Origin of the sequence: Nocardia sp. NBC_01377 (assembly GCF_045040005.1) — a bacterium.
In the GTDB taxonomy this organism is placed as follows: Bacteria; Actinomycetota; Actinomycetes; order Mycobacteriales; family Mycobacteriaceae; genus Nocardia; species Nocardia noduli.
The window spans coordinates 5,669,379-5,685,033 of the sequence record NZ_CP109566.1; the positions used below are offsets into that span (position 1 = coordinate 5,669,379).

At 65.0% G+C, this 15,655-nt stretch carries 19 protein-coding genes and 2 pseudogenes; 12 read left to right on the top strand and 9 right to left on the bottom strand.

Going from position 1 to position 15,655, the window contains the following annotated elements:
- Nucleotides 1-102 precede the first annotated feature (102 nt).
- On the bottom strand, nt 103-549 hold the full coding sequence (locus OG225_RS26160; RefSeq protein WP_405177694.1) for an SCP2 sterol-binding domain-containing protein: 447 nt from the start codon (nt 547-549) through the stop codon (nt 103-105).
- Between the two features lie 256 nt (nt 550-805).
- Between OG225_RS26160 and OG225_RS26165 the strand changes: the two genes are divergently transcribed.
- Genes OG225_RS26165 through OG225_RS26180 form a run of 4 tightly spaced genes read left to right on the top strand, consistent with a single transcriptional unit; the run spans nt 806 to nt 2,614 of the window.
- Entirely contained in the window at nt 806-1,051 is a 246-nt protein-coding gene (locus OG225_RS26165) for a hypothetical protein (protein ID WP_405177695.1), read from the top strand.
- A 31-nt stretch (nt 1,052-1,082) separates the two neighbouring features.
- Nucleotides 1,083-1,724 carry a hypothetical protein gene (locus OG225_RS26170; RefSeq protein ID WP_405177696.1) on the top strand — a complete coding sequence of 214 codons (642 nt, stop codon included), beginning with the start codon at nt 1,083-1,085 and terminating at the stop codon, nt 1,722-1,724.
- 4 nt (nt 1,725-1,728) lie between these two features.
- Nucleotides 1,729-2,181 (top strand): hypothetical protein, encoded by a 453-nt coding sequence (locus OG225_RS26175; RefSeq protein WP_405177697.1) that lies wholly within the window; start codon nt 1,729-1,731, stop codon nt 2,179-2,181.
- A 25-nt stretch (nt 2,182-2,206) separates the two neighbouring features.
- Entirely contained in the window at nt 2,207-2,614 is a 408-nt protein-coding gene (locus OG225_RS26180) for a 3-hydroxyacyl-ACP dehydratase FabZ family protein (protein WP_405177698.1), read from the top strand.
- A 13-nt stretch (nt 2,615-2,627) separates the two neighbouring features.
- Here the strand turns inward: OG225_RS26180 and OG225_RS26185 are convergent, their stop codons facing one another.
- Complete coding sequence (locus tag OG225_RS26185) at nt 2,628-3,323, bottom strand: LppX_LprAFG lipoprotein (RefSeq protein ID WP_405177699.1); 696 nt, start codon at nt 3,321-3,323, stop codon at nt 2,628-2,630.
- 350 nt (nt 3,324-3,673) lie between these two features.
- On the opposite strand from OG225_RS26185, the gene OG225_RS26190 reads away from it, so the two are divergent.
- Complete coding sequence (locus OG225_RS26190) at nt 3,674-4,441, top strand: MspA family porin (RefSeq protein WP_405177700.1); 768 nt, start codon at nt 3,674-3,676, stop codon at nt 4,439-4,441.
- A gap of 5 nt (nt 4,442-4,446) precedes the next feature.
- Nucleotides 4,447-4,683 (top strand): annotated as a pseudogene (locus tag OG225_RS26195) (hypothetical protein); the annotation flags it as partial.
- 103 nt (nt 4,684-4,786) lie between these two features.
- Here the strand turns inward: OG225_RS26195 and OG225_RS26200 are convergent.
- The 4 genes and pseudogenes from OG225_RS26200 to OG225_RS26215 form a co-directional block, all read right to left on the bottom strand.
- A pseudogene (locus OG225_RS26200) lies at nt 4,787-5,296 on the bottom strand (LLM class flavin-dependent oxidoreductase); the annotation flags it as partial.
- Nucleotides 5,297-5,314: 18 nt separating this feature from the next.
- A complete protein-coding gene (locus OG225_RS26205) occupies nt 5,315-5,461 on the bottom strand; it encodes a hypothetical protein (protein WP_405177701.1) in 147 nt (48 codons plus the stop codon).
- Between the two features lie 35 nt (nt 5,462-5,496).
- Entirely contained in the window at nt 5,497-5,931 is a 435-nt protein-coding gene (locus tag OG225_RS26210) for a nuclear transport factor 2 family protein (RefSeq protein WP_355090647.1), read from the bottom strand.
- Between the two features lie 11 nt (nt 5,932-5,942).
- Nucleotides 5,943-7,427, bottom strand: a complete 1,485-nt coding sequence (locus OG225_RS26215; protein ID WP_405177702.1) for an aldehyde dehydrogenase family protein — start codon at nt 7,425-7,427, stop codon at nt 5,943-5,945.
- Between the two features lie 209 nt (nt 7,428-7,636).
- Between OG225_RS26215 and OG225_RS26220 the strand changes: the two genes are divergently transcribed.
- The 3 genes from OG225_RS26220 (at nt 7,637) to OG225_RS26230 (ending at nt 10,162) form a co-directional block, all read left to right on the top strand.
- Complete coding sequence (locus OG225_RS26220; RefSeq protein WP_216912717.1) at nt 7,637-8,308, top strand: TetR/AcrR family transcriptional regulator; 672 nt, start codon at nt 7,637-7,639, stop codon at nt 8,306-8,308.
- Between the two features lie 99 nt (nt 8,309-8,407).
- Complete coding sequence (locus tag OG225_RS26225; RefSeq protein WP_405177703.1) at nt 8,408-9,247, top strand: enoyl-CoA hydratase/isomerase family protein; 840 nt, start codon at nt 8,408-8,410, stop codon at nt 9,245-9,247.
- A gap of 84 nt (nt 9,248-9,331) precedes the next feature.
- The gene (locus tag OG225_RS26230) at nt 9,332-10,162 is read left to right on the top strand and encodes a mycofactocin-coupled SDR family oxidoreductase (protein WP_405177704.1); all 831 of its coding nucleotides are present in this window, start codon (nt 9,332-9,334) and stop codon (nt 10,160-10,162) included.
- Between the two features lie 159 nt (nt 10,163-10,321).
- On the opposite strand, the gene OG225_RS26235 is transcribed toward OG225_RS26230, so the two are convergent.
- The 3 genes from OG225_RS26235 to OG225_RS26245 form a co-directional block, all read right to left on the bottom strand.
- A complete protein-coding gene (locus OG225_RS26235; RefSeq protein ID WP_405177705.1) occupies nt 10,322-10,846 on the bottom strand; it encodes a hypothetical protein in 525 nt (174 codons plus the stop codon).
- 265 nt (nt 10,847-11,111) lie between these two features.
- Nucleotides 11,112-11,417 carry an SDR family oxidoreductase gene (locus OG225_RS26240; RefSeq protein ID WP_405177706.1) on the bottom strand — a complete coding sequence of 102 codons (306 nt, stop codon included), beginning with the start codon at nt 11,415-11,417 and terminating at the stop codon, nt 11,112-11,114.
- Nucleotides 11,374-11,919, bottom strand: a complete 546-nt coding sequence (locus OG225_RS26245; RefSeq protein ID WP_405177707.1) for an SDR family NAD(P)-dependent oxidoreductase — start codon at nt 11,917-11,919, stop codon at nt 11,374-11,376. The genes OG225_RS26240 and OG225_RS26245 overlap by 44 nt, the downstream gene beginning before the upstream one ends.
- A gap of 410 nt (nt 11,920-12,329) precedes the next feature.
- Between OG225_RS26245 and OG225_RS26250 the strand changes: the two genes are divergently transcribed.
- The 3 genes from OG225_RS26250 to OG225_RS26260 all read left to right on the top strand — a co-directional run bounded on the left by OG225_RS26250 (nt 12,330) and on the right by OG225_RS26260 (nt 15,641).
- On the top strand, nt 12,330-13,706 hold the full coding sequence (locus OG225_RS26250) for an SRPBCC family protein (RefSeq protein WP_405177708.1): 1,377 nt from the start codon (nt 12,330-12,332) through the stop codon (nt 13,704-13,706).
- Between the two features lie 135 nt (nt 13,707-13,841).
- Nucleotides 13,842-14,312 (top strand): hypothetical protein, encoded by a 471-nt coding sequence (locus tag OG225_RS26255; RefSeq protein ID WP_405177709.1) that lies wholly within the window; start codon nt 13,842-13,844, stop codon nt 14,310-14,312.
- 54 nt (nt 14,313-14,366) lie between these two features.
- Entirely contained in the window at nt 14,367-15,641 is a 1,275-nt protein-coding gene (locus OG225_RS26260; protein ID WP_405177710.1) for a cytochrome P450, read from the top strand.
- The last annotated feature ends 14 nt before the right edge of the window (nt 15,642-15,655 follow it).

Below are 15,655 nucleotides of genomic sequence, written 5' to 3' on the forward strand. Positions count from 1 at the left end.
CGAGACTAGATCGCGATCAACTCGGTCGTCAATTGTTCGACGCCACAAATCTTCTGACCGGCGGCTGGACGGAGCAGACTGGTTGGACGGTTTATTTGCCGGTCAGTCGCGGACAAACCACTTCTCCATTTTTCGAGCAGTCATCATATTGCCTTTAATGCGCAGATTTCCGGTTACCAAGAGCGCCATTCCGCCCATCTGACCTGTGATCATCCGCAGAAACGGGACCATCCCGAGCTCTAGCGTCACCGCGGGCTCCAGCCCCGGATTCCCCTGATGCACAGTGCACCTGGAGTTCGCGACGACGACCGTCCACATGTCGGCTGGTTCGCCGATACGCCAGCACACCACCGAGTCCACCCCGTCGACGCGGTCGCCGATCAGCCGTCGCGGCATCTCGTCGAAGACCGCGTGCAGGACGACGGTGCGACTCATCGGGTCCGCCATCGCGCTCGCCAGCGTCTCGTCATCGATGCTCCTGACGATCTCGTTGAACTCCGATGATCTGGAAGTGGTTGTGCCCGAATGGATTCGGATATTCTGGGACATATTGGACACTCCGGCCTGGACGTGGGAAGTGCGGGAACCGCGGAAGAGGTAACGTCGCGGTGGGCACAGAATAGGTTCGGCTCCGAACCCGGTCAACGTCCCCGGCGGGCGGCGCCGCACCGTGTTAGGCTCCGATTCGATAGTCGCTCCGGCCGTCCGCCCCGATCGGATCCAGCCAACTCCCGATAGACGGTCGCTCCACGCTCGATGTCGAGAACTGCACGTGGACAGTCCTTTTCGCCATACGGAGGGTCCCATGAACCCATCGGATTCCGGCGCGCAGCGGCCGGTCGACGAACACGACGCACTCACCACGATCCTGCGGGCGCCACCTCCACCCGCCATCGCCGCCCTGCCGTCCGAATCGCGCGACGACCTCGCCGCGCTGGTCGAGGCAGTGACCCGGAAACGGATCGAGGAACTCACCGTGGCAGCCCTGGGCGCACTGGACAATGTGCCGGTCTTCCTTCGCGGTGCGGTACGAAAGGCAGTCGGACTGTGAACGGCCCCGGACTGTGAAAGGCATTGTGATCGTGAAGGATTCACCCGCCGCGCGCAGCGCGACCCTGGCCGGACTCGCGCGTGTGCTCGACGTGCCGGTCGATCGGATCGCCTATCTGGCCGAGATTCCCGCCGACGATATCGCGGGTTTGCGGCAGCAGATCGGCGATCTGCTCTTCGATTCCACCGCACCGGGTCTCGGCAAGATCGCCGCGGCGACCCGGGTCATCCCGCCCGCCATCGCGGCCAAGGTCATCACCCGTAACAAGAGCGCGCTGATGACCGCGCACATGGCCGCGGTGATGGACACCCCGAGGGCGATCGCCACCGCGAGACGACTTCCCCCCGACTACCTGGCCGAGGTCGCCACCCACCTGGATCTGTCCCGCTCGGCGGCACTGATCGGCGGGTTGCCGGACGACCTGGTCGTCACCGTGGCCAGAACCCTCGCCGATCGTCAGGACTGGATCACCCTGAGCGCGATGATCGAGATCGCCACCGACGCCCACCTCGCACGCTGCCTCGATGCCCTCGACGCGGGCGAGATCGTCGCCGCGGCGAGTCTGATCGTCGGATCGGACGCGTCCGCGCGGGTGATCGCGCTGGTGTCGGAGCCCCTGGCGAGCGAACTGCGCGATGTCGTGGGCACGCCCCCGCCCGCCGTCGAGAGTTGACTCGATGCGTTTCCATCTCATCGACCGGATCGAGTCGTGGGAGCCGATGCACCACATCGCCGCCCGAAAGGCGACCTCGGTCTACGAGGACTACTGGCAGGATTCCCCCGGGGGTCCCGTCGCACCGTTCGGCCTGGTGCTCGAAGCCCTGTGCCAGGCGGGAGCGTGGCTGGTCCTGCTCAGCACCGAGCATCGCAAGCGCGCCGCGCTGCTCAATATCGGCGAGGTGACGGTGCTGCGAGACGCCGTGCCCGGCGATGTCCTGCGCATGTCGGCGCAGGTGAGATCGATAGGCACCAGGACAGCCGTCGTCGACGGGCGAGTGGATGTCGGCGGAGAGCCGATCCTGACAGCGCACGGCATCATGTGCGGTTTGATCGACGCCGACCGGCTCGATGATCCGGCCGATACGGCGCGGATGGCGCGGGTTCTGCTCGGCCGCGGACCGCTCGATTGACGACACTTTCGCTGGAGGACAGGCCATGACCACGTTCCACACCGCCCCGCCGTCGGCGGCCACGATGGGTGCGCCCGCCTTCGATCGCGTCGTCGCCATCGAGCCGGGAGTCAGCGCCGTCGCCCATCTCAACGTCACCGGCACGCTGCCGCTGTTCGCCACGCACTTCCCCCGCTACCCGGTCCTGCCGGGGGTTCTGCTGATCGAGAGCGCTCTCGCGCTGGCCCGGCTGGCCGCGGGCGAACCGGGACTGCGATTACGGCACGCGACCCGACTTCGCTTCCGGCGCTTCGTCGTTCCCGGCGATCAGGTCGAACTGACGGTCACCGCCCTGACGGACGAGGACGGTCACGCGGCATCGAATCGATGGCGGTTCGAAGCCCTGGTGGCCGGAGAACCCGCCGCGAGCATCGCGTCGCTCACCATGGCCTGATCCACCTCGCGGGTCAGGCGACCGAGGGCACCTGCACCTTCTTGTTGAGATTCGACAGGGCGAAATCGATGGACGCCGGCTCCCCCGACGAACCCGCCGCCGCCAACCTGGTGCCGACGGGCAGATGCCGACCGGCGGTGGCGAACCAGATGGCCAATCGCGCGTCGCCCTGAATACTCGGCAGCCAGACCGCGGCGTCGGCGCGCGGCACGTCACCGGTGACGCGGAACGCCTGCACACCGTCGTACTCCTCGCGCGCCTCGGTCCGCACATTGCTCAGATTCGCCAGCATCGCGGCCAGACCACGGTCCGGATCGAGCAGCGTCGACGGCTTCGGCAGCGCCCCGCCACCCGAGAGTTGCTGCGCGGGAACGTATTTACCGTCGGAGGATTTCGAGAACAGCCGCTCGTCCTGCTCGGCGAAATCGAATCGCATCCCGCCGACATCCACCGTGCCGACCGAGGCGCCCGGTTCCGATCCCTTCCGCGCCCGCACATCCGCGCTCAACGCGCGCGCCGCGAGGCCGGGTATCGCTTCCGAGGTGGTCATCTCCACGTGCGCGCTGGTGACGCTGCCCGCCGCCGCGGTGGCACCGCGCAACAGGAACTCCGGTTCGGGCAGCCCACCCGAGCCGTCGCCGCACGCCGACACCCCGGCGAGTACCGCCACGATCGCAACGATTACCCGGACCGACCGCAAGGACGTCATGGAGCCATGCTATCCCGCCGATCCTCCCGTTCGGCGGGTGAGCGGACCGCGCCCGCGACAGCTACCTTCCGCGTTTCCCGTGGTGGCCCGCATTCACCCAGGTGTGTGGTATGCCGTCGAGAAGTGGTGCATCACAAAATATTTCGGCAATCTTTCGGTCTGTTCCCATCCGGAGACCTCGGTGGACGGATGTGCCGCCAGGCACTTCCCCGGTCGCGGAAGACACCCCGCCCCGGATCGTCGAACCGGGTACGCACCGGATGAACGAGCGAACAACATGCCGCATCGGTCGCATCACACGCCCGCACGACGCGGGGAAAACAGCGATATATCAACTACCCTGCGAGATCATGTTGCGGATCATCTCGACAGCGAGTTTCACCGCCTCAGCGCTGGTCGCACTGCTTCTGCCGACCGCGCATGCCGATATCGTCAACCTGCCAGCGCACGAGAAGACCTTCGAGTCGGCGATGGGCAGTTTCACGGTCGGCACCCACGACGAAGCCATCAACCGCATCCCACCATTGAACGGCGTCCCTACGAGCCACGAAGCCCTGGTCTCCACCGTCGCCTACGGCCGACTCGACGGACAGGCCGAGGGTGTGCTCAGAACCGGATACTCCGTCGGCTGCGCGGCCAGGGTCGACGCCGTGATCCCCGGCGTCGACCCCACCACGGAATTCGGGCTCGAGGGCCCCCAGCAGAACTATGCGACCGAACAGGCGCAACGGAGCGCGACCGAACAGTCGCAGTCGAGCACGGTCGAACAGTCGAGCACCGGGGAGTCGGCACAGTCACAGACGGAGGGGACCGTGCGATCGCAGGAGTTCGAATCGGGACAGATACAGGAATACAACGGCGTCATCCCCTCCATCGCGGTCGACCCCGGCCTGTTCCTGGAATTGGAACTCCAACCCGGCGACATCACCAACGTCGATATCGGCACCGGCAAGGCACTCATCCCCGGCAGAACCGTGCAGATCATCACCCGCGACTTCCACATCAAAGTCGACAACTGCGCGGGCCCGGTCACCATCCGCCAATACACCTACCTGGAAGCCAGAACACCCGAAGTCGACGACAGCGGCGCGGTGTTCGGCGAGCCGACGAGACTGTAGATCGAGAGGTGTCCTCGGCAGCGGCGGTGGCGTGGCAGTTCGCGGGCCGCGACCGGAGGCACGGGAGAAGGTCGCACTGCGGATCATCGCGTTCTCGTTCTTCGCGCTCGCCCTCTACATCACGGTCGACTCGATTCGCGGCCTGCTCGGCGTCGGCGAGGCTCGACTCTCCGATCGGGATCATCCTCGCCTCGGTGAGTCCGGCCGTGATGCCGGTGCTGTCGGCCGCGCAGCGTCGTGCCCGCGCCCGCTGCCACCTGGAGATGACCGCCGCGAGGTCCGCGGCCGTCGATGCCGAGCGCCGGCCCCCTCTCGAACGAGGCGGTTCTTTCCGTCGAAGCGGCTTCAGCGCATTTTGTCGATGATGGTTTCGGCGAAGCGCTCGATCGGTTTTCGATATCGTTCGACCGGATTCGTGGTCGACCTGAGGTCACCGTCACCGGCAATGACTGTTCCGGCCCAGGGACTGCACATGATCGCGGTGACGCCGATATCCTCGGCTCGTCTGTACAGATCGAGGGAGGGCCGTTCACGGAGCGCGAGCATGATCTCGAACGGTTCGTTGTCGCGGCCGTATCGGCGGCGAAGGGTGTCGAGGCGCTGGACGTGGCCTACCGCGTCATCCCAGGAGTAGGCGGAACCGACCCAGCCGTCGCACAACCGGACCGCGCGGCGCATGGCCGCGGGAGATTCGCCACCGCACAGTATCGGCACCGGTGCGGCGGGGTGCGGTTCGAGCATCAGTTCCGGGACTCGGTAGAAGTCGCCGTCCCAGGACACCCACCCGCCCCGCCAGAGTGCCCACAGGGCCGGAATCATCTCGTTGAGCCGCTTTCCGCGATCGTGGAAGTTCTGCCCATCGGTTCGAACTCCTCACGCATCCATCCGGCGCCGACCCCCAGCGACACGTCCGCCGGAGAGCACCGCTGCCGTGGCCACCTGCTTGACGACATCGAACATCTCTGCCACCGGCAGGATTTCCGTGGTCTCCAAAAACGCGGTACCGGAACAGAATTCCATATTCTCTCCGATTGTCCGGGGTGACGTGAGGGTTGTCAGGTCGCGGGGGCGGCTCGGGGTGAGTTGATGAACCAGACGTTCTCCTCGCGCAGGTTCCGGCTGCGCCAGCCGTGCGGTGTGCGCAGCAGTTCGTGGTGGTAGTAGCCGCCGCAGTAACTGAGTTCGGACATGCCGGGCAGGTGCATGGGGTTGTAGAACATGGCTCGTACCCGCGCCTGGTCACCGTCGATCTCGGTCTCGATATTGGTGATGTAGTGCATCGACATGGGAAGCGCGGCAAAGGCTTCACTCAACGCCGCGGTGACTTCGTCGCGGGACCCTGCCATCGCCCCGGCCGAGGAGTAGTCGATATGGGCGTCGGCGGTGAACACCGACCGGTACAGCTCCCAGTCCTTGGTGTCGACGGCACGCGCGTAGCGGTGCAGTAGCGCCTGTATCTCGAGTTCGTCGCTGATCCGTCGGGTGTCCATGGTGTTCTCCTTCACGCGGGCATGCCGATGCTCTTGGCTTCCAGATACTCTCGGTAGCCCTCGTCGCCGTTGCGTCGGCCGAGCCCGCTCTGTTTGGTGCCGCCGAACGGGCTGGTGATGCCGAAGTGGCTCTTGCCGTTGATGGTCACGTTGCCCGTGCGCATCCGGGTGGCGATCGCGAACGCACGCTCGACATCGCCGCCGGACACCTCGCCGGAGAGCCCGTAGATCGAGTTGTTGGCGATCGCCACGGCTTCGTCGTCGGTGTCGTACGGGGTGGCGGTGAGGACCGGGCCGAAGATCTCCTCCTGGGAGATCCTGGCGTCGGGGTCGACGTCGGCCAACAGTGTGGGCTGCGTGTAGTAGCCCGTCGGCAGGTTCTCGGGGATGCCGCCGCCGGTGATCAGCCGGGCCCCGGAGTCGATGCCGTCCTGGATCAGGCCGAGCACCTTGCGGCGCTGGGTCTCGCTGATCTGCGGGCCCTGCATGACGCCGGGAGTCCACGGATCACCGACCGGGAACCCTTCCATCATCGACTTCAGGATTTCCAGACCTTCGTCGTAGCGACTGCGCGGCAACAGGATCCGACTGGGCAGGATGCAGGACTGCCCCGACATGACGCACGCCATCATCGCCGCCATCGGCAGCGCGGCGTTGAAGTCGGCGTCGTCGAGCACGATGTGCGCGGACCTTCCGCCCAGTTCCAGCAGGGTCTTCTTCACCGTCGCCGCGCCCGCGGCCAGGATCGCCCGCCCGGTCGCGGTGGACCCGGTGAAGGTGATCATGTCCACGCGCGGATCCGCCGACAAGGCGGCGCCGACCTCGTTGGCATCGGATACCACGACGTTGAACACACCCGGGGGAATGTCGGTCTCCTCGGCCACGATCCGCCCGTACTCGCTACCGGACCATGGGGTCAGCTGAGCCGGTTTGAGCACCACGGTGTTTCCGGCCATCAGCGCGGGCACCGTCTCGGCGATATTGAGATAGAACGGCACGTTCCACGGCGTGATCGCCCCGACGACACCGGTCGCCTCGTAGTGGATCCTGCGCCGCGCCGGACCCAACTGTGTCGGATGAATCCCGGTGTCGACCAGGTATTCGAATGCCTTGCCGTGCTCGGCCCAGTGCTCGACCTCCTCGATGGGGCTCTCGATCTGCGACCGACTCACCGTCACCGGACACCCCACCTCGGTGACCAATATCCGGCGCAGCCGCTCGGCGTTGCGCTCCAACGCCTCGTGCAACTGGATCAGGCAGTGGTAGCGGAAATCGAGATCTCGTGACCAATCGGTCTCGTCGAAAGCACGCCGCGCCGCCCCGACCGCACGCGCCATATCGGCCACCGATCCGTCGGTCACCCGGCCCGCCACCTGCTCGGACGCGGGGTCGACGACCTCGAAGAACGCACCGCTGTCGCTGTGGCACAGCTCGCCGTCGATCAGCATCCGCTCCTCACCCGCCAACACACCGGATTCGACCTGCGCATCTGTCATGTCCGACTTCCCTTCGAGCGTTCCGGCCGCGACGTCGCACATCCGTTGTGCAGGCGACCTTCGAGCAGCCTAGAACAAGGCAGACCAGAAATGAACATGATTCATGAATGTTCGGATGAGTTCAGTGCAGAACCTATTTGTTCAGGTAAGGTCCTCCGGGTACGTGCGGCGTGTGTGGCGCCGCTTCGCTGTCTCGAAGGAGGTGGGTGGTGCCAGGTGCCACCGAGGTGGACGCCGCGAGGTCGAACGCCGAGCCGGACACGCCCCCTTCGCCTCGCGAGGAACGGCGGCGTCTGAGACTGGAGATGACCAGGACACAGGTGCTCGACGTGGCCGAACGCGCGTTCGCGACCGTGGGGTTCCACAACACCACCATCAAATCGATCGCCGAGCGATGCGAGATCGCGGTCGGGACCATCTACACACTGTTCGACGACAAGGACAGCGTCTACGAAGCGGTCCTGCGCCGACGCGGCGCGATCCTGCACGGCGTGACCCGGGCCAGAGCCTCCGAACCCGGGCCCGCCGACCTCACATTGGTCGCGGTGGCCGAATTGCATGTGCGGTTCTTTCGCGAGCACCCCGACTGGGCCGGACTCGCCTCGGCCCTGGGCTCCGGATCGCGCGCCACCGCCTCGAATGCCGAGCCGTCACACCTCTACGCGGCCGGCCACCGAGTGGTCTGCGACGACCTCGCCGAGGTGATCGCCCGAGGACAACACGAAGGCCGTATCCGCGACGGTGACCCGCGCGCCTTGGCCCTGGTCTTCCTGGGAATGCTGGAAACCTTCCACCGCCTCGACAACACGGGACGCGCCGACCAGCCGGACTACACCCTCGCCGAATTCCTGGACCTCGTCCGCGCGGCATTCAGCTCGTAGTCCGCTCTCTCGGTACGAATTTCGGCCGCCTCCGTGTCGGGCAGCCCCGTGCGAGCGGACCCACCGGCCGCGATGATGACCACCCCTCGAAGGAGATACATGTCCGACGCACCCCGACCCGATGCAGGCGCCCCGAAACCTCCCTCCGGGGACTGGCTCGGTACCCCGTTTCTCGCCTTCACCCGCGAGAAACCTTTCGCCGTCTGCGCGTTGGACCGCCCCGAGGCGCGCAACGCCATGTCGCCCGCCATGTACTTCGGCATCGGCTACGCGGTCAACCACGTCGCGGCCGACGACGATCTCGCCGGGCTGATCATCACCGGCACCGGCGACGTCTTCTCCCCCGGCGGCGACCTGGGCGGCGGCGGAGCCGACCAATGGGTCGATTTCGGAGCGACCCTGTCGATGGACGCCGTCCTGCCCTTCGACACATTGCGCACCTCTACCAAACCGGTAGTTGCCGCGGTCAACGGCCTCTGCCAAGGCGGCGGACTGATGATCGCGATGTGCAGCGATATCGCCGTGGTCAGCGACCGCGCCACCTTCCGCGTGCCCGAACTCTTCCGAGGCATCGCCGACACCTACTACAGCCACATGCTCGCCCGCATCATCGGACCGATCCGCACCCGCGACCTCATGCTCACCGGCCGCGTCCTGTCCGCCCAGCAAGCCCTCGACTGGGGCATGATCGCCCGCGTCGTGCCCCACGAGGAACTGATGGACACCGCCCGCGACGTACTCGCGCAATGCGCCCGCACCGCACCGATCGCCCGCGGCGTCGTCAAAGCCAGCCTGGACAACTACCTGGGCTTGAACGACCGCATCGGGATGCGCTCCAGCCTGCGCGCACCCGAGGTCTCCGAAGGGTTCCGGGCCTTCAAAGAACGCCGATCACCCGACTGGGTGCACCCCGACCTGCGCGTGGACGGTCGCCTCTAGACCTTGTCAACCCGGGGACGCGGCCACGAACGAAGCGGTCCCGAACAGTTCGATCGACCAGTACCACCGAGGATTACATCAACCATGTCGGATTCACAGAGCCGCGTCGCGTTCATCACCGGTGTCGCGCGAGGGCAGGGCCGCGCGCACGCCGTCCGATTGGCACGCGAAGGCATCGACGTCATCGGTATCGACATCTGCGAGAACGTCGAGTCGATGAACTACCCGAACGCCACCGAAGCCGATCTCGCGGAGACTGTGCGACTGGTCGAAGCAGAGGGTCGACAGATCGTCGCACGCAAAGCCGATGTCCGCGACTACCACGCGGTTCGCGCGGCTTTCGACGAGGGTCAGCGACGGTTCGGCCGCCTCGACATCGTCGTCGCGAACGCCGGTATCATTCGGATGGGACCGGAATCGGAGGATTTCCTCGCGGACTGGAACGACGTGATCGATACCAATCTGACGGGCGTCTATCACACCGTCCGCGCCGCGCTTCCCGCCCTGCGCGAGGGCAGGCGCGGCGGATCGATCGTCATCACCAGTTCCACCGCGGGGCTGAAGGCTCCCCCGCAGCTGTTCGCGGGCGTCAACGCCTACGCCGCCGCCAAGCGCGGATTGGTCGCTTTGATGCAGAGCCTCGCGGGTTACCTTGCCCCGGAGTGGATTCGAGTCAACACGATCCACCCCACGGGCGTCGCCAGCGGGATGACGCTCAACAACGCGATGCGCGAACTACAGCAGGAGGCCGCCGCCGGGGGTACGAACACGATTTCGGGAATGCAGAACGCGCTTCCGTTGCAGATGCTCGAAGCCGAGGACATCGCCAACGCCGTCGCGTTCCTCGTCTCCGACGAGGCGAGGTTCATCACCGGCACCGAGTGGGCACTCGACGCCGGATTCTCGATCCGCTGACGACGAACTTCCCGGCGTGAGTCCGGATCATCGGCTGCGGATCAGCCGATGATCCGGTCACGGCTCGAGCCGAGCACAAGCCACGACAAAGCCCGAGATCTGCACATCCGCACCGGCCCGCGGCGACTGCGCACCGCGAACCGGCGGGAAGTCCTTTCGTCAGATCGTCAGATTGTGCTTTTCGAAGTGGCGCTTCAACGCCTCCATGTATTCGTCACCCGTGAATGGGCCGCGGGCGTCGATCGCGGCCTGCAGGAACGGGCCGTACTCTTCGTCGTTGACATAGGTCGACCAGTGCGTGATCTGCGCGTCATCGTTCGTCTCGACGAAGCTGATCGAGTAGAAACCCCTGGTCACCCCGTCGACGACCGACGTTCCCTCCCAGCGGTAACGCATGACGAAGCCGTTGTCGGCGGCCCACAGTTTGTACTCGACGGGTTTCCAGTCCGGAAAGACCACCGAATACGCCTTGGCTTCCACGGTCGCGGCGACGTCGAAGGAAGTCGCGACGTCCGCCAACACGAGTTCTTCGCCGGCCACGAAGTAGGGCGAGGTGTACACCGCGCCGTCCGCGAACTCCCATTCGTCGTAGCGGTCACCTTCCTGCACCTTCTGGAGGACGTACTTGTCCCGGTAACTCTCGGCCATCCGGCGATGCTTTGCGATCCGGTCTTCGAGCTTCATTGCCACTGATTCCTTCTCTTGTTGTTTATTCTGACGAGGACTGAATGCCGTTGCGGCGGGCGAGATTCGATGTGCTCCGCAAAGCGCCGATTCGATGCCAGGAATCAGGGTCGGTGACCCAGAACCTTTCGGTCGCCTCCACGCGCTCATCGAAGGCGCCGGTCGCGGTGAACGCGCGCCCGGCCACGCTCAGATCGTGGGTCGCCGCCTCGAGACGGCCGGTCAGATCTGTCGGTTCTCGCGCAGCCGCTGTCGCATACACGCACTATCGGGTGTTGCGAGCCATTGTCAAGATCGCTCTGAAGTCGAGTCCGGCTTTCGTACCGCCGTCGCAGAGGATGTCGACGCCGGTGAGGTAACCGGCATTGCCGCTGGCACAGAAGGCCAGCAGTTCCGCGATCTCCCGGGGTGTACCGAATCGCTTCGGCGCGGCATGCTCGATCAGTCTGCCCGATCCGCTCTCTTCTTCCAGTCGCCCCACGGCGGTGTCGAACGAGCCGGGTGAAACCGAGAGTATGCGAGCATCTTCAACCCCGAAGGCGGCAGCCTGCGTCCGGGAATACCAGGTCACGAAGTTTCTTGCTCAGTGAGTACGCCAAGCCCGGTCGCGCGGCGCGGGGCGCGCGATTGGCCGCAAGCGTCATCTTTCCCACGAATGCTGCGGGATCTGTGTCGGCCAAGCGGTAGGCGCGGTGTGGCACGAGAAATTTCGGAAGCATGTGTCCGGCCAGGGAGACCACGTTCACCAGGGCGAATCCCGGGGTGGCCTGTGCCAGAGCCGCCCGAACGATATTGATGGTCCCCAGCGCGTTGATCCGGATGATCGGTTCGGCCGAGCCCATCTGCGGGCTGATCCCCGCGGCGTGTACCACCGCGGACACGGGACCGGATTCACGAGCACGAGCGAACAGCGCCTCGACCTGACGCCGATCGGTGATGTCGCAGACCATCGCGGTGGCATCGATGCCGTCACCTCGCAGGCGGGCGACCGCCGCGCCCAGCCGTTCCGCGCCGATATCGCTCAGCAACACCGGCTGCTCGCGGCCAACTATGGCGGCAGTGGCCAGCCCCATCCCACCCGCTCCCCCCGGTGATCACGGTCGTGCCCATCATTGCTCCTCGCTGAGCGTTTCGTGTCGAACGCGCGCTCGACTGCGACGGCCGAAACAGCCGCGGCAACTGCGTTGACTGCGGGCATCGCGACGGTCGAACCGCTGAAGCTGTCTTCTTGACAGCCGATATGTGATCGAGAATACTCACATTAATCAATCAATAGATTGATAACTGAATGTGGCGTAGAGCACAAGTACGACTGCCGCTCCGGACGCAGATCGGGCCCGAACGCCACGAGTACGTGTCGTGCCGCTGCACAGACCGAGGGGGTCACCGCTGCCAGCGGTGCTGTCTGCGTGGGCAATTCGAAGTGCTACATGGGTTCGACATCGCTGTCGCGACGTCACGAAAGCCTAGGAAGGGCGAAGAGATGACAATCGAGTCGATTCAGCCGACGCGACCCGGGGAATGGGTCGATACCGGAGTCGAGCTGGCCGATATCCCCGCGGACGCCTATCGCATGCGGATCCCGACCGATCGGTACACCTCCCCCGACATCCAGGCGCAGGAGCGCGAGAAGATCTGGCTGAAGGTGTGGCAGGTCGCCGGTCGAGTCGCCGATATCCCGGCGGTCGGTGACTGGAAGGAATACAAGATCTTCGACCAGTCCTTCGTCATCATCCGAGGTAAGGACGACCGGATCCGCGGCTTCGTCAACGCGTGCCGGCACCGGGGCAACGTACTGTGCACCGGCAGCGGAAACGCCAAGCGAGGCATCCTGTGCCAGTACCACCTGTGGTCCTACGACCTCGACGGCGCGTTGAAAGGCATTCTGAGAGAGGGTGCCCAGGGCGATATCGGTAAGGACAACCTGTCGCTGGTGCCGGTGTCGGTCGACACCTTCGCCGGTTTCATATTCCTCAACCCCGATCCCGATGCCGCGCCGTTGGCCGAATTCCTCGGCGAGGGACTGCCGGAACTGCTCGCGCCCTACCGTCTCGACGAGATGGTGACCGTGCTCGACGTGCGCGAGAGTGTGAACTGCAACTGGAAGGTCGTCATGGACGCCTTCGAGGAGGGATACCACATCTCCGGCATACACCCCGAACTCTTGCGGGTGATCATGATCGACCCGACGACGGTGCGGTACCGATTCTTCGAGAACCACAGTGTGTCCGTCGCTCCGTTCGACGTGGCCAACGCCGACAAGTACAGTGCCGAAGAGCAGGTCGAAGGCATCCACGGACTCCCGGAAACCTTTCCCACCGTGGCCATGGTGCTGCCCCGGTTCGACGAACTCGTCGGCGGTTACCGTTCCGACGACGAACCGCTACGTTTCCCCGACGGGGTCACCGCGCGCACACTCCTACAGCAGGCCACCCGTGACACCTTGACCGGTATGGGCCTGGACGTCAGCAGGCTCACCGACGCGCAGATGAGCGACAACCATGGCTGGGTGCTCTTCCCGAACTTCTTCATGACCATCCGCGCGGGCGAGGCCACCACCATCATGGCCACCCCCCACCCCGACGGTGACCCCAACAAGTGCATCTGGCACATCAGCAGCTTCATGTGGCTGCCCGAGGAACACCGCGATGTGTATCGAGCGCAACCGGTCGAGGTCGAGGAGCCCGGCAGCTTCAAATACTTCTTGGCGCTGCAACAGGACTACGAACAGATGCCGCGCCAGCAGCGCGGCCTGCGCAGCGACGGTCTCGACTTCATGGCCCTGGTGAAAGAGGAGATCGTGATCGCCCACTATCACTCGGTCGTCGACCGGTACCTCGCAGCCGACGCGAATTCGTGAGACAAACTCCGCGCCGCGGCCGGAAGTCGTCGCGCGGAGTTCCAGCGCCCCGTGAATTCCCGCGGACGCGTGCTACCGGCCAGAACAGAACAAGCGTGGGCTCGGCATGGACGAGCCCGATGATGGAGAGCAGCAATGGGATTACCCGAGATCGGTGACGTCGTCGGTAGCTATGACGGTTTGTCGCGCACCGTATTGGACTACAGCCTGGTCATGAAGCGGCTGGTGGACAGCGCCAAGCAGCCGGGATTCACCGTCGACAGTTGGGCGCCGCTGGCGGAGCTCGTGGCGGTCGAGGAATTCGACCGCGTCGGGCCCTTCAAGGAAGTGATGGACTGGAGCGGCTACGTCGCCTTCCTGACCAACTGGGCGATGTCCTCGGATTGGGAGGGATCGTTCAAGCGGATCACCGAGACCTCGGGTTTGGTGTTCCTCGAACTCGAGGAACGAAGCACGGTCGGTGCCTTCAGCTCGGTGGTCAATTCGTTGTCGGTCTACGAATTCACCGGCGACGGCAAGATCCGCCACATCGACGTCTACCTGCAGATGACTCTGCCGGAGCAGGGCCTGCTCGAAGGCTACGACGGTGTCGAAATATCGCAGTAGCCGTCGGGACGCATCGATGACGCTGGCAGACAAAGCTTTCAGAAAGGATTCCCGATGAGCGATGTAGACTCCGTCGACTTCTTCACCGACAACGCCGTATTGCACGACCCCTATGACTATCTCGCCGCACTGCGCGGGGAATGCCCGATTCGGCGCGAGAAACATCACGACGTCATGATGGTCACCGGTTACGACGAGGCCCTGGCGATCTACAACGACACCGAGCGCTTCTCCTCGTGCACCTCGGTCACCGGCCCCTTCCCCGGCTTTCCGGTGCCGCTGGTAGGCGACGACATCTCCGAACTAATCGTCGCACACAGGGACCGGCTGCCGATGAGCGATCAGCTGCCGACCCTGGATCCACCGGTTCACACCGATCATCGGGCACTGCTGTCGCGAATGATCACGCCCAAGCGCCTCAAAGAGAACGAAGAGTTCATGTGGCGCCTGGCCGATCGGCAATACGACATCGCCCTGACCGAGGGTCGCTGCGAATTCAACGAAGACTACGCCAACCCGTTCGCGATGCTGGTCATCGCCGATCTACTCGGGGTGCCCGAAGCCGACCACGAAGGCTTCCGAACAGCGCTGCTGGGCAACACGATCGGCGCCAGCAGTGGAGAAAGCCTGGAGCACACTCCCCTGGGCTACCTCTACGACAAGTTCACCGAATACATCAGCGAACGACGCGAGAACCCCGGCGACGATGTACTCACCGGTGTCGCGACGGCCACCTTCCCCGACGGAAGCACACCGGATGTGCTCGATGCGGTATGCGTGGCGTCCAATCTGTTCGCCGCGGGACAGGAAACGACCGTCCGTCTGCTCGGCACCGCGGTGATGCTGATCGCCGAGGATCCCGTGCTGCAAGCGAAACTGCGGGCCGACCGAACGCTACTGCCCAATTTCATCGAGGAGACATTGCGGTACGAAAGCCCGATCCGCGGCGATTTCCGGCTCTCGAAGGTCCCCGTCACCGTGGGCGAGGTGGACATCCCCGCCGGGACCACGATGATGCTGGTCAACGCCGCGCTCAACCGCGATCCACGCAGATTCCCCGAACCGGATGTCTTCGACATCGAACGCCGCAACGCCCGCAGCCATGTCGCATTCGGTCGCGGTCCGCACAGTTGCCCGGGCGCACCGCTGGCCAGGGCCGAGGCGCTCATCAGCCTGCAGCGGCTGTTCGACCGCACCGACAATATCTGGATCGATCCCGAGCACCACGGCCTGCCCGGAGAACGCCGCTACAAGTACCTGCGGACCTTCATCCTGCGGGGCCTGAAGACACTGCACATCCGCTTCGATCCGGCCGATACCACCGGGTGAACGAAGGACTCGAT

Bases quoted from the DNA above. Each gene is read 5' to 3' on its own strand.
- OG225_RS26160 (WP_405177694.1), bottom strand. From the start codon at position 549: ATGTCCCAGAATATCCGAATCCATTCGGGCACAACCACTTCCAGATCA.
- OG225_RS26230 (WP_405177704.1), top strand. From the start codon at position 9,332: ATGTCGGATTCACAGAGCCGCGTCGCGTTCATCACCGGTGTCGCGCGA.
- OG225_RS26235 (WP_405177705.1), bottom strand. From the start codon at position 10,846: ATGAAGCTCGAAGACCGGATCGCAAAGCATCGCCGGATGGCCGAGAGT.
- OG225_RS26180 (WP_405177698.1), top strand. From the start codon at position 2,207: ATGACCACGTTCCACACCGCCCCGCCGTCGGCGGCCACGATGGGTGCG.
- OG225_RS26190 (WP_405177700.1), top strand. From the start codon at position 3,674: ATGTTGCGGATCATCTCGACAGCGAGTTTCACCGCCTCAGCGCTGGTC.
- OG225_RS26205 (WP_405177701.1), bottom strand. From the start codon at position 5,461: ATGGAATTCTGTTCCGGTACCGCGTTTTTGGAGACCACGGAAATCCTG.
- OG225_RS26215 (WP_405177702.1), bottom strand. From the start codon at position 7,427: ATGACAGATGCGCAGGTCGAATCCGGTGTGTTGGCGGGTGAGGAGCGG.
- OG225_RS26245 (WP_405177707.1), bottom strand. From the start codon at position 11,919: ATGGGGCTGGCCACTGCCGCCATAGTTGGCCGCGAGCAGCCGGTGTTG.
- OG225_RS26255 (WP_405177709.1), top strand. From the start codon at position 13,842: ATGGGATTACCCGAGATCGGTGACGTCGTCGGTAGCTATGACGGTTTG.
- OG225_RS26225 (WP_405177703.1), top strand. From the start codon at position 8,408: ATGTCCGACGCACCCCGACCCGATGCAGGCGCCCCGAAACCTCCCTCC.
- OG225_RS26185 (WP_405177699.1), bottom strand. From the start codon at position 3,323: ATGACGTCCTTGCGGTCGGTCCGGGTAATCGTTGCGATCGTGGCGGTA.
- OG225_RS26175 (WP_405177697.1), top strand. From the start codon at position 1,729: ATGCGTTTCCATCTCATCGACCGGATCGAGTCGTGGGAGCCGATGCAC.
- OG225_RS26250 (WP_405177708.1), top strand. From the start codon at position 12,330: ATGACAATCGAGTCGATTCAGCCGACGCGACCCGGGGAATGGGTCGAT.
- OG225_RS26260 (WP_405177710.1), top strand. From the start codon at position 14,367: ATGAGCGATGTAGACTCCGTCGACTTCTTCACCGACAACGCCGTATTG.
- OG225_RS26165 (WP_405177695.1), top strand. From the start codon at position 806: ATGAACCCATCGGATTCCGGCGCGCAGCGGCCGGTCGACGAACACGAC.
- OG225_RS26210 (WP_355090647.1), bottom strand. From the start codon at position 5,931: ATGGACACCCGACGGATCAGCGACGAACTCGAGATACAGGCGCTACTG.